Genomic DNA, 25,814 nt, shown 5'->3' on the forward strand with positions numbered 1-25,814 from the left:
GGTTGTGGCTCGCATCGAACTTGCGCCGGATGTCCTTGATGACATGGACCGCTTCGTCGACCACATGGTGCAGTACGAGGTGGACAACGCTGCGGAACGAGTAGAGGAAATCGTGCAGGCGATCGACATTCTTGCCCACAGTCCGTTGATCGGCAGGCCGGTCAGAGGCGGCAAGCGGGAACTGGTGATCGGAAAGGGCACTCGAGGTTTTGTGGCGCTCTACCGCTACTTGGCCGAGATCGAGACTGTCTTCATCCTCGCCCTCCGAGCGCAGCGCGAGTCTGGCTTCAAACATTGATTGTCGGAAAGGCCACGCCATGTCGGGCGCGAACTTCGCGATCCACGACAGACGGCGCGCTGTGGCAATGTGTCAGTTCACCTTCGCCGGCGCCGTCCGCATCGGCGACAGCCGCGCGCCAGAGATCCGATACTGGTCGCTGACCCCTCATCGGCTGCGGGCAGCGCTGCGCAGGGTCGTTGCCTTTTTTCGCTGTGCTGCCGGCGCCCGCGTGACGCTGCGCTCCCCGGCGCGCGCCGACTGCATGAAACTGCTCTCGGTCGAGGTCACGCCGACGATCTTTGCGAGCTGGCGGCTCACGCTGACGTAGGCATGGCCGATGCGGCTGTCGAAATACAGCGAGTCGCCGCGCGCCAGCCGCACCACGTCGCCGTTGTCGAAGTGCACGTCGATCTCGCCCGAAAGCACATAGGCGAACTCCTCGCCCGCATGGCGCGCGAAATCCTCGGGCCCGTGGATGCGGCGCGCATGCACCGTGCCGACCACCGGGCTCATCAGCTTGCCGGCCGCAGTCGTGCCCAGGAATTCGTAGGCGAAGGACAGGCCGCGGTAGACCACGCCCTTGCCCGCGCGCGTGACGACCGGGCCGTCGAGCTGCGCCGGCTTGACGCCCGCACTGGCGAACATCGCGTTCATGTCCATCTGCAGGGCCCGGCCCAGCGCCGCGAAATTCTCGTAGCCGAGCGCGAGCTGGCCGCGCTCGGCGCGCGAGATGGTGGGGATCGAAACCCCGGAAAGCTCCGCCAGCTGGGCCAGCGTCCAGCCGAATTCCTTGCGCGCCGTGCGCAGGCGCTTGCCGAAGGTCTCGCGGTCGAGCGTGTTGGGTTCGGCGTCGTGCGGTGAGCCGGGGTGTGCTTTCAAGCCTGCGTCCTGTTTGCTGTGCCTGAAGGATTCTGCCGCGTTTTCCGACTTCAGAGTTGCAGATCTGAAAATTGCATGGACGCAAATTTAGTCAGGCCTTGGCGCAGGTACTTACCCGTAGAAACCTCAAAATTTTTTGCGTATGCGCAAAAGTCTCACTAAACTTCGCCGCATTCCGAATCTTATCCAGCACGCACTTTCATGACATCTCCTCTTTCTCCGGTGCGCGCCGACTACCTCGTGATCGGCGGCGGCATTGCCGGCGCTTCGGTCGCGCACTGGCTGGCGCCGCACGGCCGCGTGATCGTGCTGGAGCGCGAAGCGCAACCGGGCTACCACTCGACGGGCCGCTCGGCCGCGCTCTTCATGGAAAGCTACGGAACGCCGCAGGTGCGCGCCCTCACGATGGCCAGCCGCGCCTTTCTGCAGCACCCGCCGGCGGGCTTTTCCGAGCACCCGCTGCTCACGCCGCGCGGCGCCATGATGGTGGCCGGCCCCGGGCAACTGCCGCTGCTCGAAGCGCACTGGGAGGTGGTGCACGCGATGTCGCCCGACGCCCTACGCCTCAGCGGCGACGAGGCACGCGCACTGGTTCCGGCGCTGCGCCCCGAACAGGTGCTCGGCGCCGTCTACGAGCCCGACGCCGCCGACATGGACGTGCACGCCATCCACCAGGGCTACCTGCGCGGCATGCGCCAGGCTGGCGGCAAGCTGGTGTGCGATGCGGACGTGACGGCCCTGCAGCGCGTGCAGGGGCTCTGGCGCGTGGAAGCGGGCGGCATCGCCTATGAAGCGCCGACGGTACTCAATGCCGCCGGCGCCTGGGTCGACACCATCGCGCGGCTGGCCGGCGTGGAGCCGATCGGCATCGAGCCGCGCCGTCGTTCCGCCTTCATCTTCGCGCCGCCCGAAAACTGGGACATCACGCGCTGGCCGATGACCTTCGGCGCCGACGAGGACTGGTACATCAAGCCCGACGCCGGCATGCTGCTGGGCTCGCCGGCCAATGCCGACCCGGTGGACCCGCAGGACGTGCAGCCCGAGGAGATGGACATCGCGCTTGCGATCCATCGCATCGAGGAGGCGACCACGCTCGCGATCCGCCGTCCCACGCGCACCTGGGCCGGCCTGCGATCCTTCGTGGCCGATGGCGACCTGGTCGGCGGCTTCGACGATGCGGCGCCCGGCTTCTTCTGGGTCGCGGCCCAGGGCGGCTACGGCATCCAGACCTCGGCCGCCATGGGCGAGACCTGCGCCGCGCTCGCGCGCGGCCTGCCGGTGCCTGCGCACGCAGCTTCCTTCGGCCTCACGGCCGAGATGCTGGGCCCGCAGCGCCTGCGCCGCACGGCCGCCTGAACCGCTTTCCTTCCACCCCTTCATCCACATCCTTCCAGGAGTCCACCATCGTGCGTGTCTTCAGCGGATCCCTCGCCACCGAAACCAACACCTTCGGGCCGATGCCCACCGGACTCGCCTCCTTCAAGGACCGCGGCTACTTTCCGGCCGGCCAGCATCCCGACCAGATGACGTTCTTCTCGGGCCCGCTGTGGGCCGCGCGCCTGCGCGGCAAGGAGCGCGGCTGGGACCTGGTCGAGGGCATGGTCGCCGGCGCCCAGCCCAGCGGCACCACCACGCGCCATGCCTACGAGACCCTGCGCGACGAGCTGCTGGCCGACCTGCGCGCGGCCCTGCCGGTCGACATGGTGGTGCTCGGCCTGCATGGCGCGATGGTGGCCGACGGCTACGACGACTGCGAGGGCGACCTGCTGCAGCGCGTGCGCGCGATCGTCGGCCCCGACGTCGTGGTCGGCGCCGAACTCGACCCGCACAGCCACCTGACGACCGAGATGGTGACCAACGCCGACCTGCTGATCGCCTTCAAGGAGTACCCGCACACCGACGTGCTGGAGCGCGCCATCGAACTGGTCGACCTGTGCGCCGCGATGGTCGAGGGCAAGGTGAAGCCGGTGGCCGCGGTCGTGGATTGCGAGATGATCGTCACCGTCCACACCTCGCGCGAGCCGGCGCGCAGCTTCGTCGACCGCCTCCAGGCGCTCGAAGGCAAGGACGGCGTGCTCTCGATCTCCATCGTGCACGGCTTCTCCTGGGGTGACGTGGCCGAGATGGGCACCAAGGTGCTGGTCTACACCGACGGCGATCGCGCCAGGGCCGATGCGCTGGCGCGGCAGCTCGCCGACGAGCTGATCGGGATGCGCGACGGCCTCACGGTGCGCTACCCCGACATCGACACGGCGCTCGACGAGGCGCTGGCCTTCGACGGCGCACCGGTGGTGCTGGCCGACGGCGCCGACAACCCCGGCGGCGGCGCGGCCAGCGACTCGACCTTCATCCTGCGCCGCATGATCGAGCGCGGCACAACCAACGCGGCCATCGGCCCGATGTGGGACCCGATCGCGGTCCGCATCGCCTTCGACGCCGGCGTCGGCGCCAGGCTGGCGATGCGCATCGGCGGCAAGATCAGCCCGCTGTCGGGCGACCCGCTCGATCTGGAGTGCACGGTCAAGGCGCTCCAGCACGACCTGGTGATGACGGGCCTGTCGAACACGCCCACCCCGATGGGCGACAGCGCGCTGATCGAGGCCAACGGCATCGAGATCGTGCTGATCACGCTGCGCAACCAGGCGATGGGCACCGACCTGTTCACCCAGCTCGGCTGCGACCTGGCGGCGAAGAAGATCATCGTGGTGAAGTCCTCGCAGCACTTCTACGCCTCGTTCTCCAAGGTCGCCAAGCACGTGATCTACGCCGGCGCGCCCGGCGCCGTGACGCTCGACCTGTCGACCCTGCCCTACCGCAAGGCGCGGCGTCCCAAATGGCCGCTGGACGCCACGGCCGCCTGAGCCTTCGCCCCACTTTTTCCTTCCGCCACTTCACCGGAGATCCGAAGATGAAACGACGCACGCTCGCCGCCTTCGCCGCCCTGAGCGCCTTGGCCCTCAGCACCGCCAGCCTGCCCGTGCTGGCTCAGACCAAGACGCTGCGCGTGGTCGCGCATGCCGACGTGAAGATCCTGGACCCGACCTTCACCACCGCCTACATCTCGCGCAACTTCGGCCACATGGTCTACGACACCCTGTTCGCGCAGGACTCGACCGGCGCACCCAAGCCGCAGATGGTGGAGAAGTACACCAGCTCGAAGGACGGCAAGCAGTGGAGCTTCACGCTCCGGCCGGGCCTCAAGTTCTCCGACGGCAGCCCCGTGACCTCGGCCGACGCCGTCGCCTCGATGCAGCGCTGGAGTTTGCGCGACAGCCTTGGCCGCGCCATGGGCACCGCAGGCGCCGAATGGAAGGCGGTCGACGCGCGCAGCTTCACACTGTCGCTCAACGAGCCCTTCGGCATGGTGCTCGACGCGCTGGCCAAGCCCTCGGGCTTCCCGCCGGTGATCCTGCCCGAGCGGCTGGCGAAGATGCCGACCACCTCGCCCCTGACCGAGGTGCTGGGCTCGGGCCCCTTCATCTTCAAGCGCGACGAATGGGTGCCGGGCAACAAGGCGGTGTTCGTGCGCAATCCCGACTACGTGGCGCGCAGCGAGCCGCCGGACGGCTTGTCGGGCAGCAAGAAGAGCCACTTCGACCGCGTCGAGTGGCTCTACTTGCCGGACGCCAACAGCGCCATCGCGGCGCTCAAGCGCGGCGAGGTCGACCTGGTCGAACAGGTACCACCGGACTACATCGCGCCGCTGCGCACCGACAGCAACATCAAGGTCGGCGCGGGCGGTTCCTACCAGGGCTTCCTGGTGCTGAACCACCTGCATCCGCCCTTCAACAACCCGAAGGTGCGGCAGGCCTTCCTGCAGGCCGTGAGCCAGGAGCGCTTCACCGCCGCCATGGGCTACCCGCTGGACATGCGCGTGACCCATTGCCCGACCTATTTCATCTGCGGCGGCGCCAACGAGACCTCGGCCGGCGCGGATCCCTACCGCCGGGCCGACGTCGCCAAGGCCAAGCAGATGCTCGCGTCCTCGGGCTACAAGGGCGAGAAGGTGGTGCTGCTGGTGCCGAGCGACGTCACCTATCTCAACGCCGAAGCGCTGATGGCCGCGCAGACCCTGCGCAGCATCGGCATGAACGTCGACCTGCAGAACATGGACTGGGCTTCGATCGGCGCGCGCCGCGCCAAGCGCGATGCACCCGAGGCCGGCGGCTGGAACATGTACGTCACGGTGGCCGGCGAGTTCGACGTCAACTCGCCGATCGCCAACGCCTACCTGGGCGCGGCCTGCGGCAACACCCTGCCAGGCTGGCCCTGCGACAAGGCGCTGGACGAGCTGCGCAGCGCCTGGATCCGCGAGACCGCGCCGGCCAAGCGCCGCGAACTGCTCGACGCGTTCCAGAAGCGCGCCTACGAGACCGTGCCCTACGTGAGCGCCGGCCAGTACTCGGCCGCCTTCGCGGCGCGCGCCAGCCTGAAGGGCGTGGACAAGCTGTGGGCCGGCTTGCCGACGGTCTGGATGCTCGACAAGTAGGCCGAGGCAAGGACGCACGCATCCATGGGCTACATCCTCCGACGCCTCGTTTCCACCTTCCCCGTCATGGCGGTGGTGGCCGTGGTGGTGTTCCTGCTGATCCATCTCTCGCCGGGCGACCCGGCGGCGCTGATCGCGGGCGACCTCGCCACCGAGGAAGACATCACCAAACTGCGCACCGCGCTGGGCCTCGACCTGCCGCTCTGGCAGCAGTTCATGCTCTGGCTGGCCAAGCTCGCCACCGGCGACCTCGGCACCTCGATCTTCACGCAGGTCCCTGTGGCGCAGCTGCTGGCGCAGCGGCTGGAGCCGACGCTGTCGATCGCGGTCCTCACCATGGCGATCACGCTGGTGGTCTCGGTGCCGCTGGGCACGCTCGCGGCGCACCGCGCGGGCAGCTGGATCGACCGCCTGGTGATGATGTTCGCGGTGCTGGCCTTCTCGGTGCCGGTGTTCCTGGTCGGCTACCTGCTGATCTACAGCTTCGCGATCCAGTTGCCGTGGTTTCCGGTGCAGGGCTATGTGCGCTTCGCTGAAGACCCGGCCGGCTGGCTGCGCTCGCTGGTGCTGCCCTGCGTGAACCTGGCCCTGGTCTACATCGCGCTGGTCACGCGCATGACGCGCGCCACCGTGCTCGAGGTGCTGCACGAGGACTACATCCGCACCGCGCGTGCCAAGGGCCTGGGCGTGCTGCCGGTGCTGGGCCATGCCTTGCGCAATGCCGCGATCCCGATCGCCACCACGGTCGGCGTCGGCATCGCGCTCCTGATCGGCGGCGTGGTCGTGACCGAGACGGTGTTCGCCATTCCCGGTGTCGGCCGCCTGGTGATCGATTCGGTGCAGCGCCACGACTATCCGGTGATCCAGAGCGTGCTGCTGATCTCGGCCGGAGTCTACGTGCTGATCAACCTTCTGATCGATCTGAGCTATCGGCTGTTCGACCCCCGTATCCAGTACTGAGCCTCACTTTCCTCGCCATGTCCACCACACTTCCCTTGCGCGAAGCGCCGCCCGCCGACGACGCGCCCGTTGCGCCCAAACGCTGGCGCTGGGCGCGCAAGCACCCGACGTTGATCCTCGGCGCGCTGCTGCTGATCGCGGTGGCCGCGCTCTCCATCGCCGCCCCCTGGATCGCCACCCACGATCCGCAGGACATCGATCCGCTGGCGCGCATGCAGACCGCCTCGGCCGAACACTGGTTCGGCACCGACGCGCTCGGGCGCGACGTGTTCAGCCGCGCCGTCTGGGGCGGCCGCGTGTCGATGGTCGTCGGCCTGTCGGTGGCCTTGCTGGCGACCGTGCTCGGCGTGGTGCTCGGCCTGGTGGCTGGCTTCGTGCGCTGGGCCGACACCATCGTCATGCGCGTGATGGACGGGCTGATGGCGATCCCCGGCATCCTGCTCGCCATCGCGCTGATGGCCGTCACGCAGGCCAGCCTGACCACCGTCATCGTCGCCATCACCATCCCCGAAGTGCCGCGCGTCGCGCGGCTGGTGCGCTCGCTGGCCCTCACCCTGCGCGAGCAGCTCTACGTCGAGGCGGCGCACGCGGTCGGCACCCGGCTGCCGCTGATCCTGGTGCGCCACGTTCTGCCCAACATCGTGGCGCCGCTGATCGTGCAGGCCACCTTCGTGGCCGCGGCCGCGGTGCTGACCGAGGCGGTGCTGTCCTTCCTCGGCGTCGGCGTGCCGGCGCAGATGCCGAGCTGGGGCAACATGATGGCCGAGGGCCGCAACTTCGTGGCCGTGGCCTTCCACATCATCCTGTACCCCGGCCTGCTGCTGGCCGCGACGGTGCTGGCCATCAACCTGCTGGGCGACGGCCTGCGCGATGCGCTCGATCCGCGCCTGGCACGGCAACTGTGAGCAACGCACGATGAAAATGTCACGCGATTCCATTGCTGCCGGCGAGCCCGTGCTCGAAGTCGACGACTTGCGCACCCACTTCGACACGCTGGCCGGCACCGTGCGCTCGGTCGACGGCGTTTCCTTCACCGTGCGCGCCGGCCAGACCCTGGGCGTGGTCGGCGAATCGGGTTGCGGCAAGAGCGTCACCGCGCTGTCGGTGCTGCGGCTGGTGCCGACGCCGCCGGCCCGCGTGCGTGGCGCCGTGCGCCTGCGGGGCACCGACCTCCTGCAACTCAGCGAGCGCGAGATGCGGCAGATCCGCGGCAACCGCATCTCGATGATCTTCCAGGAGCCGATGACCTCGCTGAACCCGGTGCTCACCGTCGGCCGCCAGATCGCCGAGACGGTGCAGTTGCACCAGAAGGCCGGCCGCGGCGAGGCCCTGAAGCGCGCGGTGGAGATGCTGCGCGTGGTGCAGATCCCCGAACCCGAGCGGCGCGTGAACGAGTACCCGCACCAGCTTTCGGGCGGCATGCGCCAGCGCGTGATGATCGCGCTGGCCCTGGCCTGCAACCCCGAGGTGCTGATCGCCGACGAGCCCACCACCGCGCTCGACGTGACGATCCAGGCCCAGATCCTGGACCTCATCAAGCGCCTGCAGAAGGAGCTGGGCATGGGCGTGGTGATGATCACCCACGACCTCGGCGTCGTGGCCGAGAGCTGCGACCGCGTGATCGTGATGTATGCCGGCCGCAAGGTCGAGGAGGCGAACGTGCTCGATCTTTTCGACCGGCCGCTGCATCCCTACACCCGCGCGCTGATGGCCTCGATGCCCTCGATGAACAGCAGCGGCACACGCCTCGCCGAAATCGCGGGCCTGGTGCCCGCGCCGCACGAGCTGGGCCGCGGCTGCGCCTTCGCGGCGCGCTGCCCGCATGCCAACGGGCGCTGCACGGCCGAGATGCCCTCGCTCGTCGAGCAGGGCCAGGACCACTGGGCCGCCTGCTTCGCGGTCGAGGAAGGCCGCGTCGAGTGGGCGCAGGAGGTGACCGCATGAACGCTCCCACTTTGCTCAAGGTCGAGAAGCTCACCAAGCACTACGTTTCGCCGCAGCGCTGGCTGGCCAGGCCCAAGCCGCCGGTCCAGGCGGTAGACGGCGTCTCCTTCACGGTGGCGCGCGGCGAGACGCTCGCGCTGGTCGGCGAATCGGGATGCGGCAAGACCACCACCGCGAAGTCGGTGATGCGGCTGGTCGAACCCACCTCCGGCTCGGTGCAGCTCGACGGCGAGGAACTGACCGTCCTGTCGGCCCACGAGATGCGGCGGCGCCGGCGCGATCTGCAGATCATTTTTCAGGACCCCTACGCCTCGCTGAACCCGCGCCTTTCGGCCGGCGACATCGTGGCCGAGCCGCTGAAGAACTTCGGCATGGCCTCCGGCGCCGAGCGCCGCGAGCGCGTGCAATGGTTGTTCGGCAAGGTGGGCCTCCGGCCCGAGGCGGCGAAGAAGTATCCGCACGAGTTCTCGGGCGGCCAGCGCCAGCGGCTGGGCATTGCCCGGGCGCTGGCGCTCAACCCGAAGCTGATCGTCTGCGACGAGCCGGTGTCGGCGCTCGACGTCTCGGTGCAGGCCCAGGTGGTCAACCTGCTGATGGACCTGCAGGCCGAGCTGGGCATCGCCTACCTCTTCGTCGCGCATGACCTCGCGGTGGTGCGCCACATCAGCCATCGCGTGGCCGTGATGTACCTCGGCCACATCGTCGAGGTGGCCGACCGCGACACGCTGTTCTCGGCGCCGCGCCATCCCTACACCGAGATCCTGCTGTCGGCCGTGCCGGTGCCGAACCCGCGCACGCCGGCCAGGCGAATTCTTCTGCAGGGCGATCCGCCCAGTCCCGCCAACCCGCCCTCGGGCTGCCGCTTTCACACCCGCTGCCCGCTGGCGCAAGCCGTGTGCAAGGAACAAGCCCCCGCGCTGACCGAGCGCCCATCGACCTCGGCCGGCGGCCAGTGGGTGGCCTGCCATTTCCGCTAGATACGAGAGGATCCCAATGTCCAACACCCGCTCCCACTTCGACCTGCTGATCCGCGGCGGCACCGTGATCGACGGCACCAAGGCGCCGCGCTTCGATGCCGACGTCGGCATCCTCGCGGGCCGTATCGCGGCGATCGGCGATCTCGCCGGCTGCACGGCCACGCAGACGCTCGACGCCGCCGGCCGCATCGTGGCGCCCGGCTTCATCGACTCGCACACGCACGACGACCAGGCCGTGCTGTCGCATGCGCAGATGCCCTTCAAGATTTCGCAGGGCGTGACCACGGTGGTCGCAGGCAACTGCGGCATCAGTGCCGCGCCGCTGCGCGCCGGCATGGACCTGCCGATGCCGCTGAGCCTGCTCGACTCGCCGGCCGAGGGCCGCTTCACCACCTTCGCCGCCTATCTCGATGCGCTGCGCGCCACGCCGTCGTCGGTCAACGTCGCGGCAATGGTCGGCCATTCGACCTTGCGCGCCGTCACGATGTCCGACCTCGACCGGCCGGCGAACGGCGAGGAGATCGCGGCCATGCAGGCGCTGGTCGAAGAAGCGATGCAGGCGGGCGCGATCGGGCTTTCGACCGGCACCTTCTACCCACCGGCGGTCAAGGCAACGACCGAGGAGATCATCGAGGTCGGCCGCCCGCTCACGGCGCGCAAGGCGCTCTACGTGACCCACATGCGCGACGAGGCCGACCACGTGATGGAGTCGCTGGAGGAAACCTTCCACATCGGCCGCGCGCTCGGCATCCCGGTGGTGGTCTCGCACCACAAGGTGCAGGACGTGCGGAACCACGGCAAGACGAAGATCACGCTGCCCTTCATCAAGGAGGCGATGCAGCACCAGTGCATCTCGCTCGACTGCTACCCGTACACCGCCGGCTCCACCATGATCCGCACCGACCGCGGCATGATGAACGGCCGCGTGCTGATCGCCTCCAGCGTGCCGCACCCCGAGTGCGCGGGCCGCGACCTCAAGGATATCGCGGCCGAATGGGGCGTCTCGGGCGAAGAGGCCGCTGCGCGGCTGCAGCCGGGCAGCGCGATCTATTTCATGATGGACGAGGACGATGTGCAGCGCGTGCTGGCGTTCGACGAAACCATGATCGGCTCCGATGGCATCCCGCACGGCGACAAGCCGCATCCGCGGCTGTGGGGCACCTTCCCGCGCGTGCTCGGCCACTACAGCCGCGACGTCGGCCTGTTCCCGCTGGAGACCGCGGTCTGGAAGATGACCGGCCTCACGGCGCGCAACTTCGGCCTGCGCGAGCGCGGCACGCTTCAAACCGGCCATCACGCCGACATCGTGATCTTCGACGCCCTCACGGTGCGCGACGCCGCCAACTATGAAACACCCACCCGGCCCGCCGAAGGCATCGACGCCGTGATCGTCAACGGCGCCATTACCTGGCAGTTCGGCACGCACAGCGGTGCGCGCAACGGCCAGGTCATCACCCGCAAGAACCCCGAGGAAGCAGGCGCATGAGCGCCGCACCGGGCCACTCCCAAGCCAATTCGCGCCGCAGTGCGCAGCACGAAGGAACTCCAATGAGCATCGAACGCTACCCCACGCCCCTGCCTGTCCCGTTCTCGAAAGCGGTGCGTGCGGGCGGCTTCCTGTTTCTGTCCGGCGTGCTGGCGATGGATGCGGAGGCCAACATCATCGAAGGCGGCATCCAGCCCCAGACCCAGGCCGTGCTGGAGCGGGTGGCCCTCACGCTCGGCGAATGCGGCGCGCGCATGAGCGACGTGGTGCGCGTCACCGTGTGGCTCGCGGACCTGGGCGACTTCGCGGCCTTCAACGAGGTGTACGCCAGGCATTTCGCGGGCGCGCTGCCCACGCGCTCGACCGTGCAGGCCGAGCTCTACAAGGGCGCGCGGGTCGAAATCGAAGTGCAGGCCTGGGTGGGTTGACGGAATCGGTCGCGTGATCGGCGAGCGCGCCGCGCTCGCCCATCCTCGCGCCACGCCGTTCTTGCGAACGGCGTGGCGATGGCGACCACCAGGCACGGGCCTTTTCAGGCGGAAACAGCCTCCGGCCCGACTGGCACCTTCCGCACCCCACGCAATTCCTCCGCCAGCTTGAGCCACCTGACCCGCGCCTGTGCGAGGCTCTCCTCCTTCACATGCCCATACCCGCGGATCTTCTCCGGCAGCCGCGCCAGCGCGACTCCGGTGTCAAGCACAGCGTCCAGCCCGACCTGCTCGACACGCGCCAGCACCTCCTCGACAGCCGCGCGGTACTCCTCGATGAGCTGCCGCTCGGTCCTGCGCTCAGCCGTCCGTCCGAAGAGGTCCAGCGGCGTGCCGCGCAACCGGCGCAGCGCCGCCAGCACGCGGAAGCCATGCAGCATCCACGGACCGAAGCTCTGCTTGACCGGATGGCCGTGCACATCGCGCTTGCCCAGGATCGGCGGCGCGAGATGGAAGCGCAGCTTCGGCTTGCCTTCGAAGGCCTGCGCCAGCTGCGCCTGGAAGCGCCCGTCGGTGTAGAGCCGGGCCACTTCATACTCGTCCTTGTAGGCCATGAGCTTGAACAGATTGGCCGCGACCGCCCGGGCCAGAACATCCTTGCCGCCATGCTTCGCCTCGGCGGCCTGCACCCGCTCGACAAAATCCGCATAGCGCTTCGCGTACGCAGCGTCCTGGTAGGCGGTCAGGAACTCGACGCGGTCCGCGACCAGCGCACGCAAGGTCGTCGGCCGCGAGACCGAGACGACCTGCGCCGGCGAAGCCTCGCGCGCGACCGCGGCCAGATCGAGCGCCGCCTTGCGCCCCCAGCCGAAGGCCGCCTGGTTGGCCTTGACCGCCACGCCGTTGATCTCGATCGCCTTCAGCAGCGCGGCCGACGACAGCGGGATGCGGCCCTTCTGGAAGGCGAAGCCCAGCAGGAACAGGTTAGAGGCAATGGCGTCCCCCATCAGGCGGGTGGCCAGCGCCGTCGCGTCGATGAAGTCGGCGCCGCCCTCGACGGACTCCTCGATCAGCGCGCGCACCTGCGCGGCGGGAAAGACCCAGTCGGCATCCTGCGCGAAATGGCCGGTCGGCTGTTCGAAGGTGTTGATCAGCGCATAGGTGCGGCCGGGCCGCATCTTCGAGATGGCGTCGGGCGCACCCGCGGTGAGCATGTCGCAGCCCAGCACGAGGTCGGCCTCGCCGGTCGGGATGCGCTGCGCCTTGAGCTGCGCGTTGTCGCGCGCGATGCGCACATGCGAGGTCACCGAGCCGTTCTTCTGCGACATGCCGGTCATGTCGAGCACGCTCACGCCCTTGCCCTCGAGGTGCGCCGCCATGCCGATCAGCGCGCCGATGGTGATCACGCCCGTGCCGCCGATGCCGGTGATCAGGATGTTGTGGATGCTTTCCAGCGACGCGCCCGCGGGCTCGGGCAGCGCCGCTGCGGTTTCAGCCTTCGCCGCCACCGGCTTGCTCTTGCGCGGCGCGACGCCCTCGACGCTCACGAAGCTCGGGCAGAAGCCCTTGACGCATGAATAGTCGGCATTGCACGAGCTCTGGTCGACGCGGCGCTTGAGGCCGAGCTCGGTCGGCTGGGGCAGCAGCGAGGTGCAGTTGGACTGCTCGCCGCAGTCGCCGCAGCCCTCGCACACCGCCTCGTTGATGAAGACGCGCTCGGCGATCTGCGGGAACTCGCCCTTCTTGCGGCGCCGCCGCTTCTCGGCCGCGCACACCTGGTCGTAGATCAGGACCGACACGCCCGCGTAGTCGCGCAGCATGCGCTGCACGTCGTCCATCGCGTCCCGGTGGTGGACCGTGAGCGACAGGCCCTCGCTGTCGGCCGGCAGCTTCGAGCGGTCGGCCCATCGGCCCGGGTCCTCGGCCACCAGCGCGATGCGCCGAACGCCTTCGGCCGCCACCTGCTGCGCGATGCGCGGCACGCTGATCGGCCCGTCGACCGGCTGGCCGCCGGTCATGGCGACGGCGTCGTTGTAGAGGATCTTGTAGGTGATGGGGATGCCGGCCGCCACCGCCGCGCGGATCGCCATCGACCCCGAGTGGTAGTAGGTGCCGTCGCCGAGGTTCGCGAACACGTGCCTGCGCTTCGAGAACCAGGCCTGCCCCAGCCACGGTGCGCCCTCCCCGCCCATGTGGGTGGTGGTCTTGTTGTGCTCCGGGTAGATCGCGGTCGCCATCACGTGGCAGCCGATGCCGGCCAGCGCCAGGCTGCCTTCGGGGACCTTGGTCGAGGTGTTGTGCGGGCAGCCCGAGCAGTACCAGGCGGGCCGCGCCGGCGTGGCCACGGACTTGCCGAGCACCACGTCCTTGGCGTCGAGGATGGCCAGCCGCGTGCGGATCATGTCGCTGGTGTGGAAGCGCGCGATGCGCCCGGCGATCACGCGGGCGATCTGCGCCACCGAGAAGTCCGCCGTGGCCGGCAGCAGCCAGCGGCCGCGCGGCGAGGCCCACTCACCGGCCTCGTCGAACTTGCCGATGACGCGCGGGCGCACGTCCTCGCGCCAGTTGTAGAGGTGCTCCTTGAGCTGGTATTCGACGATCTGGCGCTTCTCCTCCACCACCAGGATCTCGTCCAGCCCGTCGGCGAATTCGCGGATCGAGTCGGGCTCCAGCGGCCAGGGCATGGCCACCTTGAACACGCGCACGCCGATGCGCGCGGCCTCGTCGGCGTCGATGCCCAGTTCCTCCAGCGCCTCGAGCACGTCGCGGTAGGACTTGCCCGAGGCGACGATGCCGAGCTTCGCGCGCGGCGAGTCGATGGTGATGCGGTTGAGCCGGTTCTCGCGCGCGTAGGCGATCGCCGCGTAGATCTTGTAGTCCTGCATCAGCGCTTCCTGCTTGCGCGCCTGCAAGCCCAGCGTGTCGGTCGACAGGCGCGCATGCACGCCGCCGGGCGGAAAGACGAAGCCCTGCGGAAGGCGCGTCTGCACCCCCATCAGGTCGGCGGAGATCGGGCCCGACGACTCGACGGTATCGGCCAGCGCCTTGAAGCCCACCGGCAGGCCCGCGAAGCGCGACATCGCGAAGCCGTGCAGGCCGAGCTCGATGTACTCCTCGACGCTCTGCGGATAGAGCATCGGGATCATCGAGGCCGCGAAGATGTGGTCGCTCTGGTTGGGCAGCGTCGATGAGTAGGCGCCGTGGTCGTCGCCGGCCACCAGCAGCACGCCGCCGTGCGGCGAGGTGCCGGCGTGGCTCATGTGCTTGAAGACGTCGCCGCAGCGGTCGACGCCCGGGCCCTTGCCGTACCACATGGCGAAGACGCCATCGACCGTGCTCTCGCCCGTCAGCTGCACCTGCTGCGTGCCCCACACGGCCGTGGCCGCGAGTTCCTCGTTGACGCCGGGCAGGAACTTGACGCCGTGGCCGTCGAGCTGGGGCTGCGCCTTCCAGAAGGCCTCGTCGATGCCGCCGAGCGGCGAACCGCGGTAGCCTGAAACGAAGCCGGCGGTGTTCAGGCCGGCCGACTGGTCGCGCCATTTCTGCACCAGCATCAGGCGCACGAGGGCCTGGATGCCGCTCAGGTAGACGCGGCCGGTGGTGGCGGTGTATTTGTCGTCCAGCGAGACGCTGGCGAGTTCGGGGGTCATCATTGTTTCTAGGATCCGGTAGGACTCTCTGGGACGTGCGCGCGGCCGCGGGTAAGCGGCGTGCGCACGGGATACCCCGGCCACCGGTAGGCGGCGAGGCATGAGGATTTTTCGAGCTGGCGCGGGCAGCGGCTTCAGTGGGGCGCGTTGTCCTCCTTCTCTTCTTCGTACCAGCGGTCCTTCGCGAGCATCACGTGGTGATGGCCGCGGCCCGACGGCATCATCGGAAAGCAGTTCTCCTGCGCCGCCACCTGCACGTCGAGAAAGAAGGGCCCGTCATACGCCAGGCATTCGGCCAGCGCGCCGGGCAGCTCGGCCGGATCGGCGACGCGGCGCGCGCCCCAGCCGAAGGCCTTGGCCAGCGCCACGAAATCCGGCAGCGCCTCGTTCCAGCTGTGGCTCAGGCGATTGCCGTGGTTCAGTTCCTGCCACTGGCGCACCATGCCCATGTAGCCGTTGTTCGACAACACCAGCTTGACCGGCGTGCGGTGCTGCGCGGCGGTCGACAGTTCCTGGATGTTCATCAGCACCGAGGCGTCGCCGCTGACGCACACCACGAGCGCGTCGGGGTGCGCGATCTGCGCGCCGATCGCGGCCGGCAGGCCGTAGCCCATCGTGCCGGCGCCGCCTGAGGTCAGCCACCGGCCCGGCCGCTCGAAGCGCAGGTACTGCGCGGCCCACATCTGGTGCTGGCCGACGTCGGTCGAGACGATCGCGTCGCGTCCTTCGATGGCCTGCTGCAGCGAGGTCATCAGTTCCTGCGGCAGGATCACGTCGGCGCGCGGCGTGTAGCCGAAGCAGCGCTGGGCGCGCCAGTGATCGATGCGCCGCCACCACGGCGCGAGGCGCTCCGGCGCGAGGCCATCGAGCTCGGGCATCGTGAGCAGCACGTCGAGGACGGCGCCGCAGTCGCCGACCATCGGCACGTCGACCTGCACGATCTTGTTGATGCTGCTCGGATCGATGTCGATGTGGATCTTGCGCGCGTGCGGGCAGAACTCGTCGAGCTTGCCGGTCACGCGGTCGTCGAAGCGGGCACCGACGCAGACCACCAGGTCGGCCTCGTGCATCGCCAGGTTGGCCTCGAGCGCGCCGTGCATGCCGAGCATGCCGAGGAAGCGCGGGTCGGACGCCGGGAAGGCGCCCAGGCCCATCAGGGTCAGCGTGCACGGCGCGTCGAGCCGCTCGACCAGCCGCGTGAAGGCGGCGCAGGCCCCGGGCCCGGCGTTGATGAGCCCGCCGCCGCCATAAAGGATCGGCCGGCGCGCCGTGGACAGCAGATCGGCGGCACGCTGCAGCATCCCGCGCGGCGGCAGCCCGAGGGTCCGGCCCTTGCGCATGGCGGCCGGCGCGGCGCGTGCGGCATTCAGCGGCGTGAGCTGAATATCCTTCGGCACATCGAGCAGCACGGGTCCGGGGCGCCCGGACGCGGCGATCTCGAGGGCGCGCCGGACCACGGCCGGGATGTCGTCGGCGCTGCGTGTCTGGTGGTTCCACTTGGTCACGGGCCGCGACATCCCGAGCGCGTCGCTTTCCTGGAAGGCGTTGGTGCCGATCACGGCGGTCGCCACCTGGCCGCTGATGCACAGCACCGGGATCGAATCGCTCATGGCGTCCAGCAGGCCGGTGATGGTGTTGCCGACGCCGGGGCCCGAAGTGACCAGCACCACGCCGACGCGCCCGGTGGTCCGGGCATAGCCCTCGGCGGCGTGGACGGCCGCCTGCTCGTGGCGAACCAGGATGTGGCGCAGGCGCGGCTCGCCGTGCAGCGCGTCGTAGAGCGGCAGCGCCGCGCCGCCCGGGTAGCCGAAGATCGTGTCGACGCCGCACTCGATCAGGGTTTCGAGCAGCGCGACCGCACCGTTGCGCATGCGCGGTGGCGATGCGGGGTTGTCCAGGGGAGACGGGAGTTGGGGGGTGGCGAGCGTTTGCATGCCAATATTCTTCCGTTTTGACTGCAAAATATGCGTCTTTATTCGGGCTCTTTTGCTCATGAACCAGAAAACCAGTCGCCAAAAGGAAGCCGGAGACGAAAAATCATCCGACAAGATCGACTTGGCGATCCTGCGCGTGCTGCGGGAGGATTCGCGCAAGACCCTGCAGGAGATCGGCGCCGCGGTCGGGCTGTCGCCGACGAGCTGCTGGACGCGGATCAAGAAGCTCGAGTCGCAGGGCGTGATCAAGCGCTACACCGTCGACCTCGACGCGCCGAGCCTGGGCTACCACGACTCGGTGATCGTCCAGCTCACGCTCGAAAGCCACACCGACGAGACGCTGTACGAATTCGGGCGCGTGCTGGCCACCATCCCGGAAATCCAGGAGGCCTACCTGGTCTCGGGCGACTACGACTACTACATCCGCATCGCCGTGCGCGACACCCGCGACTACGAGCGCCTCCTGCGCGAGAAGCTCTACAAGATCCCCGGCATCCGCCACAGCAAGTCGCACTTCGTGCTGCGCGTGCTGAAAGAGGCCAGCGTGCCGCTGGGCTGATTCCCGACAATGGCCGTCATGAGACCCGATCTGGATTCCCTGGCGCTGTTCCTGAGCGCCGTCGAAAGCGGCAGCCTGTCGAAGGCCGCGCAGGAGCATCACCTGGTGCTGTCGGCCGCCAGCCGCCGCATCGGCATGCTCGAGAGCGAGTTCGGCGTCGTGCTCTTCCATCGCAGCTCCAAGGGCGTCACGCTGACCGGCGCGGGCGAGTCGCTGGCCGTCCATGCCCGGCTGATCCTGCGCGACGTCGACCGGATGCGGGCCGATCTGTCGGACTACGCGCAAGGCGCCACGGGGCGCGTGAGGCTGCAGGCGAACGCGTCGGCGATGGGGCAGTTCCTGCCCGACGATGTCGCCAGCTTCCGCCGCAGCTATCCGGAGATCCGGGTCGACGTGGAGGAGCATCGCAGCGTCTGGATCGTGCAGGCGATCCGCGACCGGCAGGCCGACGTCGGCGTGATCACCGGCGAGACCGCGGACTCCTCGCTCAACTTCATCCCCTACCGCACCGACCGGCTGGTGGCCATCGTGCATCGCAAGCACCCGTACCGCAGCCGCGAGGTGTCCTTCGCGGAACTGCTCGACTTCGATTTCGTGGGGCTCGAAAGCGACTCGGCCATCACCCGCACCATCGAGGACGCCGCGCTGCTCGCGCGCAAGGTGCTGCGCCTGCGCGTGCGGGTCAAGAGCTTCGAGGTGGTCTGCCGGATGATCGAGGCCGGCATGGGCGTCGGCATCCTGCCCGAAGGCGCCGCGGCGACCTACCGCAAGGAAATGGGCCTGCGCTTCCTGAACCTGTCGGACGCCTGGGCCTCGCGGCGCATGTACCTGTGCACCCGGCAGGAGGCGCTGACGTTTCCGCAGCGGCGGCTGGTGGACCACCTGCTGGCGCGGAGCCTCGTCTAGGCGTTCACCGACTTGGAATCAACCCCCAGCGGCCCTCGACGACCTGCCCGGGCTCCATCCTCAGGAGATCGGTCCCTGAAAGAAGCGCGTTCGGCGGGCAGGTCATTGGCTCGATCGCGACGGCGCGTCGTCGACGCGACACGGTTTCCACCTTGTCGCCCGTGTAGACCATGAGGTACCGGAACAAGGAATCGGCCCAAAGGCTGACACGGCGCCCGCCGTCGGGACTCGCCACGAATGCGCGCGCGAGGCCGTCGGACCCTCGCACGAGGTCCGTGTAGCCGGTATCGAGCCGCATTGCACCGACTGGCCTCCCTTCGGTGAAGTCCATGTCCGACCCGGCGACCGGTTGGATCCCGATCGGCAGACCGCGGTCGTCCGCCACCAGACACAGGGTCGCCGGAATCTGCAGGACGGCGTCGTCGATGGCGGTGCCGACTGTCAGGTAGGGATGGAAACCGATTCCGAAGGGCGCGGGGACGCTGGAGGCGTTCCGGACCCGGAAGGAAACCGTCAGGCCTGTGCGGTCGAGCCGATACTCGACCTGCAGGTCGAGCCGCCACGGATACCCCGGCTGTGGATGAAGCGCGCAGGTCAACTCGACGGCATCGGCCGACTTCGATGCAGTTCGCCATGGGAGCCATCGCACCAGCCCGTGGATCGCGTTCTGCAGTTCGGGCTCGTCGAGCGCCGCCTGGCCGTCCCGACCCTCGAACCGGTATTTCCCGCCGTCGAGGCGGTTCGGCCAGGGAGCCAGCACCTGCCCGCGGCCGTCAGGCGACCACTCGTCCACCCCGATCCCATCGATGACGTCCACGTCGTCCACCGAGTAGTGGCGCAGGGTCGCGCCCACTTCGGTCACGACAGCCCGGTGCGAGCCGTGACGGATCTCGTGTTGCACGCCCGACGGCGGTGAATCCGCACGGATCGAATTCATCGGTCCAGGGCGGTTGATCCGCGCGCACCTGCAGCCTCCGTGAGGGCCACGGCGCTGGCGATGAGCGTCAGGTGAGTGAACGCCTGGGGAAAGTTGCCGATCAGCCGCTGGTGCTCATGGTCGTACTCCTCGGAGAAGAGTCCGAGATCGTTTCGAAGAGAGAGCAAGCGGTCGAAAAGCGCCTGGGCCTCCTCGAGTCTCCCGAGCATGGCCAGGTCGTTGACCAGCCAGAAGCTGCACGCGAGGAAGGCGCCCTCCCCCGGCGGCAATCCGTCGGCCGCGTCCTTGTCCGGGATGTACCGCATCACGAACCCGTCGCGCATGAGTTCCCGTTGGATGGCTTCCACCGTGCCCGCCACGCGCGGGTCGGTCGCCGGCAGGAATCCGACCTGCGGGATCAGCAGCAGGGCCGCATCGAGCTGCGTCGATCCGTAGTACTGGGTGAACGTGTTCCGCTCGGCGTCGTAGCCCTCGCCGCACACCTCCTCGTGGATGTCGTCCCGCATCCGAAGCAACGCCTCCGGCACTCCCTCATGGCCCGACTCTTCCATCATCTTCACGACGCGGTCGGCGGCGACCCAGGCCATCACCTTCGAGTGAACGAATTGACGCCGAGGTCCTCGAACCTCCCAAATGCCGTCGTCAGGCTCGCGCCAATGATGTTCGAGCCACTGGACGAAACCTTGCATGGGATTCAGCGCATCGGCGACCGGCGTCATGCCGAGCCGCCGTGCACGGTAGATCGCGTCGGCCAACTCGCCATACACGTCAAGCTGCAACTGCCCGGAGGCAGCGTTCCCGACCCGCACAGGGGCGGACCTTTCGTAGCCCGGCAGCCAGCCGAGTTCGTACTCGTCGAGGCGGCGCTCCCCTCCGATCCCGTACATGATCTGCAGATCTTCGGGGTCGCCTGCGACGGCGCGGATCACCCAATCGCGCCATTGGGTCACCTCCTCCACGTAGCCCGCAGCCATGAGCGCGTCGAGCGCGAGCGCCGCGTCCCGGATCCAGCAGAACCGGTAGTCCCAGTTCCGCACGCCGCCGAGGAACTCGGGGAGGGACGTGGTGGCGGCGGCCACCAGCCCGCCAGTGGAAGCGTGGGTCAGGGCCTTGAGCGTGATGAGGGAGCGTTCGACCTCGTCCTTCCACGCACCCTGGTAGGTCGAGCGACCCGACCAGGCGCGCCACCAGGCGTCGGTCTGGGCCACGGCGTCGACGGCATCGATCGGCGGCGGCGCGTCTTCCCAGGAGAGGTGCCACGTGAGAACGAAGCAGGCGCGCTCGCCGGCGCGCACCGAGAACTCGGCTTCCATCCGACGCTCCCGTGTCGTGATCGGCACGTCGGCGCGCAACTCCACCGCTTCGGGTCCCGAACCGGCGCTCACCGCCTGATCCTTGGCGCTGATCCACGGCGCGGTCTTGCCGTAGTCGAACCGGGGGGTGAGCCGAACGGACATCGGTACGGTGCCGCGCAAGCCCTCCACGACACGGACGATCCGCGGATGCGATGCGCGCAGGGCCATGCAGTCGGTGACCCGAACCAGGCCGTCGGCCGTCTCGAATTCGGTTTCGAGGACGAGCGTCGAGGGCCGATACCGTCGCGTCGTGGCTGTGACGTCTCCGGCCGGGGCGATGCGCCATCGACCGTTTTCCTCCGTGCCGAGCAGATTCGCGAAACACGCGGAAGAGTCGAAGCGCGGCAGGCAGAGCCAGTCAATCGAACCATCGATGCCGACCAGTGCAGCAGTGTGCATGTCGCCGATCAGTCCGTAGTCCTCGATGCGAAGGGCCATTCGACCTCCGGTAGAGCAGACGTCGCCGCGGCAGAGTCAGCTTGAAGCTGCCACGGCATTGCCTTGTCATTCTAGACCGCTGCACGGAGACCTCGTGGCGCATTTCGGGGGCGGAAAAATTGACGGGCGCGCTTCCAGCACCTAATCTGAATCCTCGCCCGTCCAGGGCAAGTCCTCGTCCAGGACCGGCACGACGACCGAGACACCTCATGCGAAGCGACGATCACTACGATTTCATCATCATCGGCAGCGGGGCCGGTGGCGGCACGCTCGCCCTCAAGCTGGCGCCTTCCGGCAAGCGCATCCTCATCCTCGAACGCGGCGACTATCTGCCGCGCGAAAAGCAGAATTGGGATCCGACCGAAGTCTTCGTGAAGAACCGTTACGTGTCGAAGGACGTGTGGTACGACTCGGACGGCAAGCCGTTCCAGCCGGGTGTCCACTACTTCGTCGGCGGCGCGACCAAGATGTTCGGCGCTGCGATGTTCCGGTTGCGCGAGCGGGATTTCACTGCGCATCGCACAGCCGACGGCTCGACGCCCGATTGGCCGATCCGGTACGAGGAGCTCGAACCGTACTACACGCAGGCAGAAAAGCTCTACCACGTGCACGGCCAGCGCGGCGACGACCCCACCGATCCACCGGCCAGCGCACCCTATGCGTTTCCACCCGTGAGCCACGAGCCGCGCGTCGAGGAGATCGCCGAAGGCTTGAAGCGCGCGGGTTATCGGCCGGCGTACGCGCCGACGGGCATCATGCTCGACGAGGCGGACCGTCCCCACAGCCGGTGCATACGCTGCAATTCCTGCGACGGCTATCCCTGCCTCGTCCACGCCAAGGCGGACGCCGAAGTCATCGCCGTCGAGCCTGCGTTGCAGTATCCAAATGTGACGCTGGAGAGAAACGCCCATGTCCAGCGGCTCGAAACCGACGCCGGCGGACGCACGGTCACCAACGTGGTCGTGCAGCGCAACGGCCGGCGCGAGACGTACACCGGCAGCATCGTCATCGTGTCCTGCGGCGCAGCCAATTCCGCGCGGCTGCTTCTGATGTCGGCGAGCGAAAAACACCCGCACGGCCTGGCCAATGGTTCGGACATGGTGGGTCGCCATTACATGTTTCACAACGCCGTCGCGCTGGTCGCCCTTTCCCGGCGCGAGAACCCGACCCAGTTCCAGAAGACGCTCACGATCAACGATTTCTATCTTGGCGCGCCGGACTACGAATTTCCGCTCGGCAACATCCAGATGCTCGGCAAATCCCAGGGACCGATGTTCAAGGAGGATGCGCCGGAGTTCGCGCCCGGCTTCACGTTGGATCAGATGGCGAGGCACGCGGTGGATTTCTGGCTCACGAGCGAAGACTTGCCGCTTCCTCAGAATCGTGTCACCGTGAATTCCAGCGGAGAGATCCAACTCCACTACGAGTTCACGAACGTGGAGCCGATCAATCGCCTGCGAAGGAAATTGCAGGCCATGCTCGCGCACATGGACATGCATCCGCACCTCATCCCGAACACTCTCTACATGGGAAAGCACATTCCCATCGCCGGCGTCGCCCACCAGGCCGGCACCTGCCGCTTCGGCGCCGACCCGAGAGCCTCCGTACTTGACATCCACTGCAAGGCGCACGAACTCGACAACCTGTACGTCGTCGACACGAGCTTTTTCCCGAGCATCGGGGCGGTGAATCCGTCGTTGACCGCCATCGCGAATGCGTTGCGCGTCGGCGAGCATCTGCTGCAACGCGTTCGATGACCAACCACCCGATCGCTCGGCGCAAGGAAATCGCCGCCGTGTATGGCGCTGGCCTGATTCAAGGCGTGGCGTTGGTCGCCTTTCCGGCCGCGAGCATCGTCTTCACGGGGGCGAACGACTACGGCCTGTCGAGCACGGAATACGGCGGCATGTTCGTGCCCCAGGCGATCACCGCCATCGGCTCGGCCCTGCTGGGCGCCGGCTTGGCTCGACGCCTCGGCGCCAAGCGCATCTACTTGATCGGACTCGCAGCGAACCTGGTGTCCATGGCGCTGCTCGTGTCGAGCCGGTTCGTGATGAGCGAGCACGCGGTCGCCTACGTGGTCCTGCTCATCGCCACCGGCTGCCTCGGCGTCGGTTTCGGCTTCACTGTGCCGACGCTCAACACGTTCGCCGCCGGGTTCTTTCCACAAAAAGCAAGCAAGGCGGTATTGGCGCTGAACGCCCTGCTTGGATCGGGGACCGCGCTGGCGCCGATCCTTGTCGCGGTGTTCGTCGGTCTGGGCATCTGGTGGGGACTCCCGGTGTTGGTCGGCGCGCTCATTCTCGGGTTGCTCTTGTTCAGTGCGCGATTGCCGCTCCGTCCGGGTGCGGGGGATGACGGCGCCGGGGCCATGAGCGGGCGGACCAGACTTCCCTTTCGGTTCTGGGTGTTCGCCGGATTCGCACTCTTGTACGGCGTCTGCGAAACGATGAACGGCAACTGGGCTTCGCTCTACATGACGAAGGAACTGGGCGCAAGCACGACGCAGGCGTCGCTCGCCCTCACCGTTTTCTGGGGGATGGTGACGGCGGGGCGCATCCTCTTTGCCGTCATCGAGAACTGGCTTCCCGAGCGCGCCGTCTTCCAGGTTCTGCCGCTGCTCGTGGCCGCCGGCTTTGTCGTCATCGCCTTCCTGCGGCCGACCCAGCCGCTCTTCGGCATACCCGCCTTTGCCTTGGCAGGCTTCGGCTGTTCGGCGTTGCTGCCGCTGGTGATCAGCTTCGGTCAGGCCGAACTCAAGACCCTCGCCGCATCGGTGGCGGGCGGATTGATCGCGTTCTACCAGATCGGCTACGGCATCGCGGCCTTCGGCGTCGGCCCTCTCGAGTCCCGGCTGAGCTTGAGTCTGGGCACGATCTATGGCGCGACCTCCGGCGTCGCGCTGGCGCTCGCCGTGTTCGCCGTGCTCATCGCCCGCCGTCCAGCCCGACCCGTCACGGAAGCGCCAAGCGCGCGGATCCTGAAGCGCGACCCGGATGTCAACCCTCACCACTCAAGGAGACGATCATGAACCTGAAAGGCAAAGTCGCCATCGTCACCGGCGGCAACAGCGGCATCGGTCTTGCCATCGTGCTGGAGCTCGCCAGGCAGGGGGCCAACATCGTCATCGACTACGTCGCGCATCCCGAAGCGGCCGAGGCGCTGGAGCAACAAGTCAGCGCGTTGGGAGACCAGGCGATCGGGGTACAGGCCGACGTGAGTCGAGTCGCCGACCTGCAAAGGCTGATCACCGCCGCCGTCGAGGGCTTCGGCCGCGTCGACGTCATGGTCAACAACGCCGGGATCGAGACACGCACATCCGTGCTCGACACGTCCGAGGCGGATTACGACAAGGTGCTCGCCATCAATCTCAAGAGTGCGTTCTTCGGCACCCAGGTCGCCGCGCAGCAGATGATCAAGCAAGGCGGCGGCGGGCGCATCATCAACGTCAGCTCCGTGCATGAGGACTGGCCGATGCCGGGCAATGCCGCCTACTGCCTGTCGAAGGGCGGAATCCGCATGCTCACGCGCACGGCGGGCGTCGAGTTGGCGCCGCACAACATCCTCGTCGTCGGCGTCGGTCCTGGCGCGGTGGCCACGCCGATCAACCTGTCCACCATGAACGATCCGGTGCTGCTGAAGAAGCTCAACTCGGCCATTCCGCTGGGCCGCATGGCCCGCCCGGAGGAAATCGCGAGCGTCGTGGCGTTCCTCGCGAGCGATGGCGCGAGCTACCTGACGGCCACCACGATCTTCGCTGACGGCGGCATCATGCAAAGCAGTCCTGGACTGTGAGGGGGCTCTGCTCCCGAGGGATTCCCAGGCCTCCCCCGGTGCCTGCGAGCTTTTCGCGCGTGGCCGCCGCACGCCCGATCAGCCAGCCTTCAATCAAGGCGTCTGGTCAGCCTTGACGCCGCGCAGCCTGTCCACCAGTGCAGTGGCGTCTCGAGGCACGACGTTCGATCGCCAGGCCACATGCTGGTCGTCGCGGCATAGCACCAGCTTGTGTTTGTACGCCTCCGGCACCTTCTCCCCTCCAAGGTCCAGGACCCGGAGCGGAACCTGGCGTGAAGCTGCAGCAGCCCGCAAGGCTTCGATGTCGACAGTGGCGTCGAAGCGCATGAGCGTACACCCCGCGCCGAACGCGTCATAGAGCGATCTGCCGTCGGACAACCAGAAGTGAGGCGCGCGGCGGCGCAAGCAGGTGTCATGCTCGACGTCGCGAACGAAGTCACGTTCTTCTCGACGGCCTTGTGGATGACTCAGGCTGGCGCCGGCGCCTCGATCATGCCGACAGCGTACGCGCGCGCCTCGCGGCACAAGGACCTCGTGGTGAGAAGTCTCCACGAACCGGTGATCTCCAGAGACATCTCCCTGGTCACCAAGCGCGGTCGGTCGCTGTCACCGGCGGCGGAAGCTCTCGCCGTCGTCATTCGATCGGAGCTGGGCGGAGCCTGAACGGATGGGCCGTCGCGCTGCGAGAAGCCGGCCGCCCCACCGCGTACGCGCGTTTACCACACGCGCCCCGTCGACCAAGAAATGTGAATTTCGACCATTTCCTGGGCTGGGGGCATTGTTTGCTGCCCGCCCGG

General features: G+C 68.0%; 22 protein-coding genes. 16 read left to right on the forward strand and 6 right to left on the reverse strand.

Annotated elements, in window-relative coordinates:
* Positions 1-4: 4 nt before the first annotated feature.
* Positions 5-298, forward strand: a complete 294-nt coding sequence (locus tag AB4Z46_RS12945) for a type II toxin-antitoxin system RelE/ParE family toxin (protein WP_442283896.1) — start codon at positions 5-7, stop codon at positions 296-298.
* Positions 299-445: 147 nt separating this feature from the next.
* Here the strand turns inward: AB4Z46_RS12945 and AB4Z46_RS12950 are convergent, their stop codons facing one another.
* The gene (locus tag AB4Z46_RS12950; RefSeq protein WP_442283897.1) at positions 446-1,159 is read right to left on the reverse strand and encodes a helix-turn-helix domain-containing protein; all 714 of its coding nucleotides are present in this window, start codon (positions 1,157-1,159) and stop codon (positions 446-448) included.
* A gap of 201 nt (positions 1,160-1,360) precedes the next feature.
* Between AB4Z46_RS12950 and AB4Z46_RS12955 the strand changes: the two genes are divergently transcribed.
* The 9 genes from AB4Z46_RS12955 to AB4Z46_RS12995 all read left to right on the forward strand — a co-directional run bounded on the left by AB4Z46_RS12955 (position 1,361) and on the right by AB4Z46_RS12995 (position 11,443).
* The gene (locus AB4Z46_RS12955; protein WP_442283898.1) at positions 1,361-2,515 is read left to right on the forward strand and encodes an NAD(P)/FAD-dependent oxidoreductase; all 1,155 of its coding nucleotides are present in this window, start codon (positions 1,361-1,363) and stop codon (positions 2,513-2,515) included.
* A gap of 50 nt (positions 2,516-2,565) precedes the next feature.
* Complete coding sequence (locus tag AB4Z46_RS12960) at positions 2,566-4,020, forward strand: M81 family metallopeptidase (RefSeq protein WP_442283899.1); 1,455 nt, start codon at positions 2,566-2,568, stop codon at positions 4,018-4,020.
* 47 nt (positions 4,021-4,067) lie between these two features.
* Entirely contained in the window at positions 4,068-5,648 is a 1,581-nt protein-coding gene (locus AB4Z46_RS12965; RefSeq protein ID WP_442283900.1) for an ABC transporter substrate-binding protein, read from the forward strand.
* A 24-nt stretch (positions 5,649-5,672) separates the two neighbouring features.
* A complete protein-coding gene (locus AB4Z46_RS12970) occupies positions 5,673-6,608 on the forward strand; it encodes an ABC transporter permease (protein WP_442283901.1) in 936 nt (311 codons plus the stop codon).
* A 17-nt stretch (positions 6,609-6,625) separates the two neighbouring features.
* Positions 6,626-7,513, forward strand: a complete 888-nt coding sequence (locus tag AB4Z46_RS12975) for an ABC transporter permease (protein ID WP_442283902.1) — start codon at positions 6,626-6,628, stop codon at positions 7,511-7,513.
* Between the two features lie 10 nt (positions 7,514-7,523).
* Positions 7,524-8,552: an ABC transporter ATP-binding protein gene (locus AB4Z46_RS12980; protein WP_442283903.1), complete on the forward strand. Its 1,029-nt coding sequence runs from the start codon at positions 7,524-7,526 to the stop codon at positions 8,550-8,552.
* The gene (locus AB4Z46_RS12985; RefSeq protein ID WP_442283904.1) at positions 8,549-9,529 is read left to right on the forward strand and encodes an ABC transporter ATP-binding protein; all 981 of its coding nucleotides are present in this window, start codon (positions 8,549-8,551) and stop codon (positions 9,527-9,529) included. Before AB4Z46_RS12980 ends, AB4Z46_RS12985 begins: the two co-directional genes overlap by 4 nt.
* 16 nt (positions 9,530-9,545) lie before the next feature.
* A complete protein-coding gene (locus tag AB4Z46_RS12990) occupies positions 9,546-11,015 on the forward strand; it encodes an N-acyl-D-amino-acid deacylase family protein (RefSeq protein ID WP_442283905.1) in 1,470 nt (489 codons plus the stop codon).
* Between the two features lie 62 nt (positions 11,016-11,077).
* The gene (locus AB4Z46_RS12995; protein WP_442283906.1) at positions 11,078-11,443 is read left to right on the forward strand and encodes a RidA family protein; all 366 of its coding nucleotides are present in this window, start codon (positions 11,078-11,080) and stop codon (positions 11,441-11,443) included.
* A gap of 104 nt (positions 11,444-11,547) precedes the next feature.
* On the opposite strand, the gene AB4Z46_RS13000 is transcribed toward AB4Z46_RS12995, so the two are convergent.
* Together AB4Z46_RS13000 and ilvB are read right to left on the reverse strand one after the other, a co-directional pair.
* A complete protein-coding gene (locus tag AB4Z46_RS13000) occupies positions 11,548-15,096 on the reverse strand; it encodes an indolepyruvate ferredoxin oxidoreductase family protein (protein WP_442283907.1) in 3,549 nt (1,182 codons plus the stop codon).
* Positions 15,097-15,227: 131 nt separating this feature from the next.
* Positions 15,228-17,027, reverse strand: coding sequence for a biosynthetic-type acetolactate synthase large subunit (gene ilvB / locus AB4Z46_RS13005; protein WP_442283908.1), 1,800 nt, complete (start codon positions 17,025-17,027; stop codon positions 15,228-15,230).
* A 58-nt stretch (positions 17,028-17,085) separates the two neighbouring features.
* On the opposite strand from ilvB, the gene AB4Z46_RS13010 reads away from it, so the two are divergent.
* Both AB4Z46_RS13010 and AB4Z46_RS13015 read left to right on the forward strand, forming a co-directional pair.
* A complete protein-coding gene (locus tag AB4Z46_RS13010; protein WP_442283909.1) occupies positions 17,086-17,586 on the forward strand; it encodes an Lrp/AsnC family transcriptional regulator in 501 nt (166 codons plus the stop codon).
* An 18-nt stretch (positions 17,587-17,604) separates the two neighbouring features.
* Positions 17,605-18,492, forward strand: a complete 888-nt coding sequence (locus AB4Z46_RS13015; RefSeq protein WP_442283910.1) for a LysR family transcriptional regulator — start codon at positions 17,605-17,607, stop codon at positions 18,490-18,492.
* A 4-nt stretch (positions 18,493-18,496) separates the two neighbouring features.
* On the opposite strand, the gene AB4Z46_RS13020 is transcribed toward AB4Z46_RS13015, so the two are convergent.
* Positions 18,497-19,429, reverse strand: coding sequence for an aldose 1-epimerase family protein (locus tag AB4Z46_RS13020; protein WP_442283911.1), 933 nt, complete (start codon positions 19,427-19,429; stop codon positions 18,497-18,499).
* A complete protein-coding gene (locus tag AB4Z46_RS13025; RefSeq protein WP_442283912.1) occupies positions 19,426-21,222 on the reverse strand; it encodes a glycoside hydrolase family 15 protein in 1,797 nt (598 codons plus the stop codon). The genes AB4Z46_RS13020 and AB4Z46_RS13025 overlap by 4 nt, the downstream gene beginning before the upstream one ends.
* A gap of 209 nt (positions 21,223-21,431) precedes the next feature.
* On the opposite strand from AB4Z46_RS13025, the gene AB4Z46_RS13030 reads away from it, so the two are divergent.
* The 3 genes from AB4Z46_RS13030 to AB4Z46_RS13040 are packed head-to-tail and all read left to right on the forward strand — an operon-like array spanning position 21,432 to position 25,017.
* On the forward strand, positions 21,432-22,979 hold the full coding sequence (locus AB4Z46_RS13030; protein WP_442283913.1) for a GMC oxidoreductase: 1,548 nt from the start codon (positions 21,432-21,434) through the stop codon (positions 22,977-22,979).
* The gene (locus AB4Z46_RS13035) at positions 22,976-24,253 is read left to right on the forward strand and encodes an MFS transporter (protein ID WP_442283914.1); all 1,278 of its coding nucleotides are present in this window, start codon (positions 22,976-22,978) and stop codon (positions 24,251-24,253) included. The genes AB4Z46_RS13030 and AB4Z46_RS13035 overlap by 4 nt, the downstream gene beginning before the upstream one ends.
* The gene (locus AB4Z46_RS13040) at positions 24,250-25,017 is read left to right on the forward strand and encodes an SDR family NAD(P)-dependent oxidoreductase (protein ID WP_442283915.1); all 768 of its coding nucleotides are present in this window, start codon (positions 24,250-24,252) and stop codon (positions 25,015-25,017) included. The genes AB4Z46_RS13035 and AB4Z46_RS13040 overlap by 4 nt, the downstream gene beginning before the upstream one ends.
* Before the next feature lie 93 nt (positions 25,018-25,110).
* Here the strand turns inward: AB4Z46_RS13040 and AB4Z46_RS13045 are convergent, their stop codons facing one another.
* A complete protein-coding gene (locus tag AB4Z46_RS13045) occupies positions 25,111-25,542 on the reverse strand; it encodes an aromatic-ring hydroxylase C-terminal domain-containing protein (RefSeq protein WP_442283916.1) in 432 nt (143 codons plus the stop codon).
* Here AB4Z46_RS13045 and AB4Z46_RS13050 point away from each other — a divergent pair.
* Positions 25,432-25,680, forward strand: a complete 249-nt coding sequence (locus tag AB4Z46_RS13050) for a LysR substrate-binding domain-containing protein (protein WP_442283917.1) — start codon at positions 25,432-25,434, stop codon at positions 25,678-25,680. The two genes, AB4Z46_RS13045 and AB4Z46_RS13050, sit on opposite strands and share 111 nt — an antisense overlap.
* Positions 25,681-25,814: the final 134 nt, after the last annotated feature.

It is taken from the genome of Variovorax sp. M-6, from assembly GCF_052114385.1.
Classification (GTDB): domain Bacteria; phylum Pseudomonadota; class Gammaproteobacteria; order Burkholderiales; family Burkholderiaceae_C; genus Variovorax.

Excerpts from the sequence above, each read along its gene's own strand:
- AB4Z46_RS13000 (WP_442283907.1), bottom strand. The coding sequence starts at position 15,096 with ATGATGACCCCCGAACTCGCCAGCGTCTCGCTGGACGACAAATACACC.
- AB4Z46_RS13035 (WP_442283914.1), top strand. The coding sequence starts at position 22,976 with ATGACCAACCACCCGATCGCTCGGCGCAAGGAAATCGCCGCCGTGTAT.
- AB4Z46_RS12970 (WP_442283901.1), top strand. The coding sequence starts at position 5,673 with ATGGGCTACATCCTCCGACGCCTCGTTTCCACCTTCCCCGTCATGGCG.
- ilvB (WP_442283908.1), bottom strand. The coding sequence starts at position 17,027 with ATGCAAACGCTCGCCACCCCCCAACTCCCGTCTCCCCTGGACAACCCC.
- AB4Z46_RS13010 (WP_442283909.1), top strand. The coding sequence starts at position 17,086 with ATGAACCAGAAAACCAGTCGCCAAAAGGAAGCCGGAGACGAAAAATCA.
- AB4Z46_RS13020 (WP_442283911.1), bottom strand. The coding sequence starts at position 19,429 with ATGAATTCGATCCGTGCGGATTCACCGCCGTCGGGCGTGCAACACGAG.
- AB4Z46_RS12990 (WP_442283905.1), top strand. The coding sequence starts at position 9,546 with ATGTCCAACACCCGCTCCCACTTCGACCTGCTGATCCGCGGCGGCACC.
- AB4Z46_RS13025 (WP_442283912.1), bottom strand. The coding sequence starts at position 21,222 with ATGGCCCTTCGCATCGAGGACTACGGACTGATCGGCGACATGCACACT.
- AB4Z46_RS13050 (WP_442283917.1), top strand. The coding sequence starts at position 25,432 with ATGCTCGACGTCGCGAACGAAGTCACGTTCTTCTCGACGGCCTTGTGG.
- AB4Z46_RS13015 (WP_442283910.1), top strand. The coding sequence starts at position 17,605 with ATGAGACCCGATCTGGATTCCCTGGCGCTGTTCCTGAGCGCCGTCGAA.
- AB4Z46_RS13030 (WP_442283913.1), top strand. The coding sequence starts at position 21,432 with ATGCGAAGCGACGATCACTACGATTTCATCATCATCGGCAGCGGGGCC.
- AB4Z46_RS13040 (WP_442283915.1), top strand. The coding sequence starts at position 24,250 with ATGAACCTGAAAGGCAAAGTCGCCATCGTCACCGGCGGCAACAGCGGC.
- AB4Z46_RS12980 (WP_442283903.1), top strand. The coding sequence starts at position 7,524 with ATGAAAATGTCACGCGATTCCATTGCTGCCGGCGAGCCCGTGCTCGAA.
- AB4Z46_RS12995 (WP_442283906.1), top strand. The coding sequence starts at position 11,078 with ATGAGCATCGAACGCTACCCCACGCCCCTGCCTGTCCCGTTCTCGAAA.
- AB4Z46_RS12955 (WP_442283898.1), top strand. The coding sequence starts at position 1,361 with ATGACATCTCCTCTTTCTCCGGTGCGCGCCGACTACCTCGTGATCGGC.
- AB4Z46_RS12985 (WP_442283904.1), top strand. The coding sequence starts at position 8,549 with ATGAACGCTCCCACTTTGCTCAAGGTCGAGAAGCTCACCAAGCACTAC.
- AB4Z46_RS12965 (WP_442283900.1), top strand. The coding sequence starts at position 4,068 with ATGAAACGACGCACGCTCGCCGCCTTCGCCGCCCTGAGCGCCTTGGCC.
- AB4Z46_RS12975 (WP_442283902.1), top strand. The coding sequence starts at position 6,626 with ATGTCCACCACACTTCCCTTGCGCGAAGCGCCGCCCGCCGACGACGCG.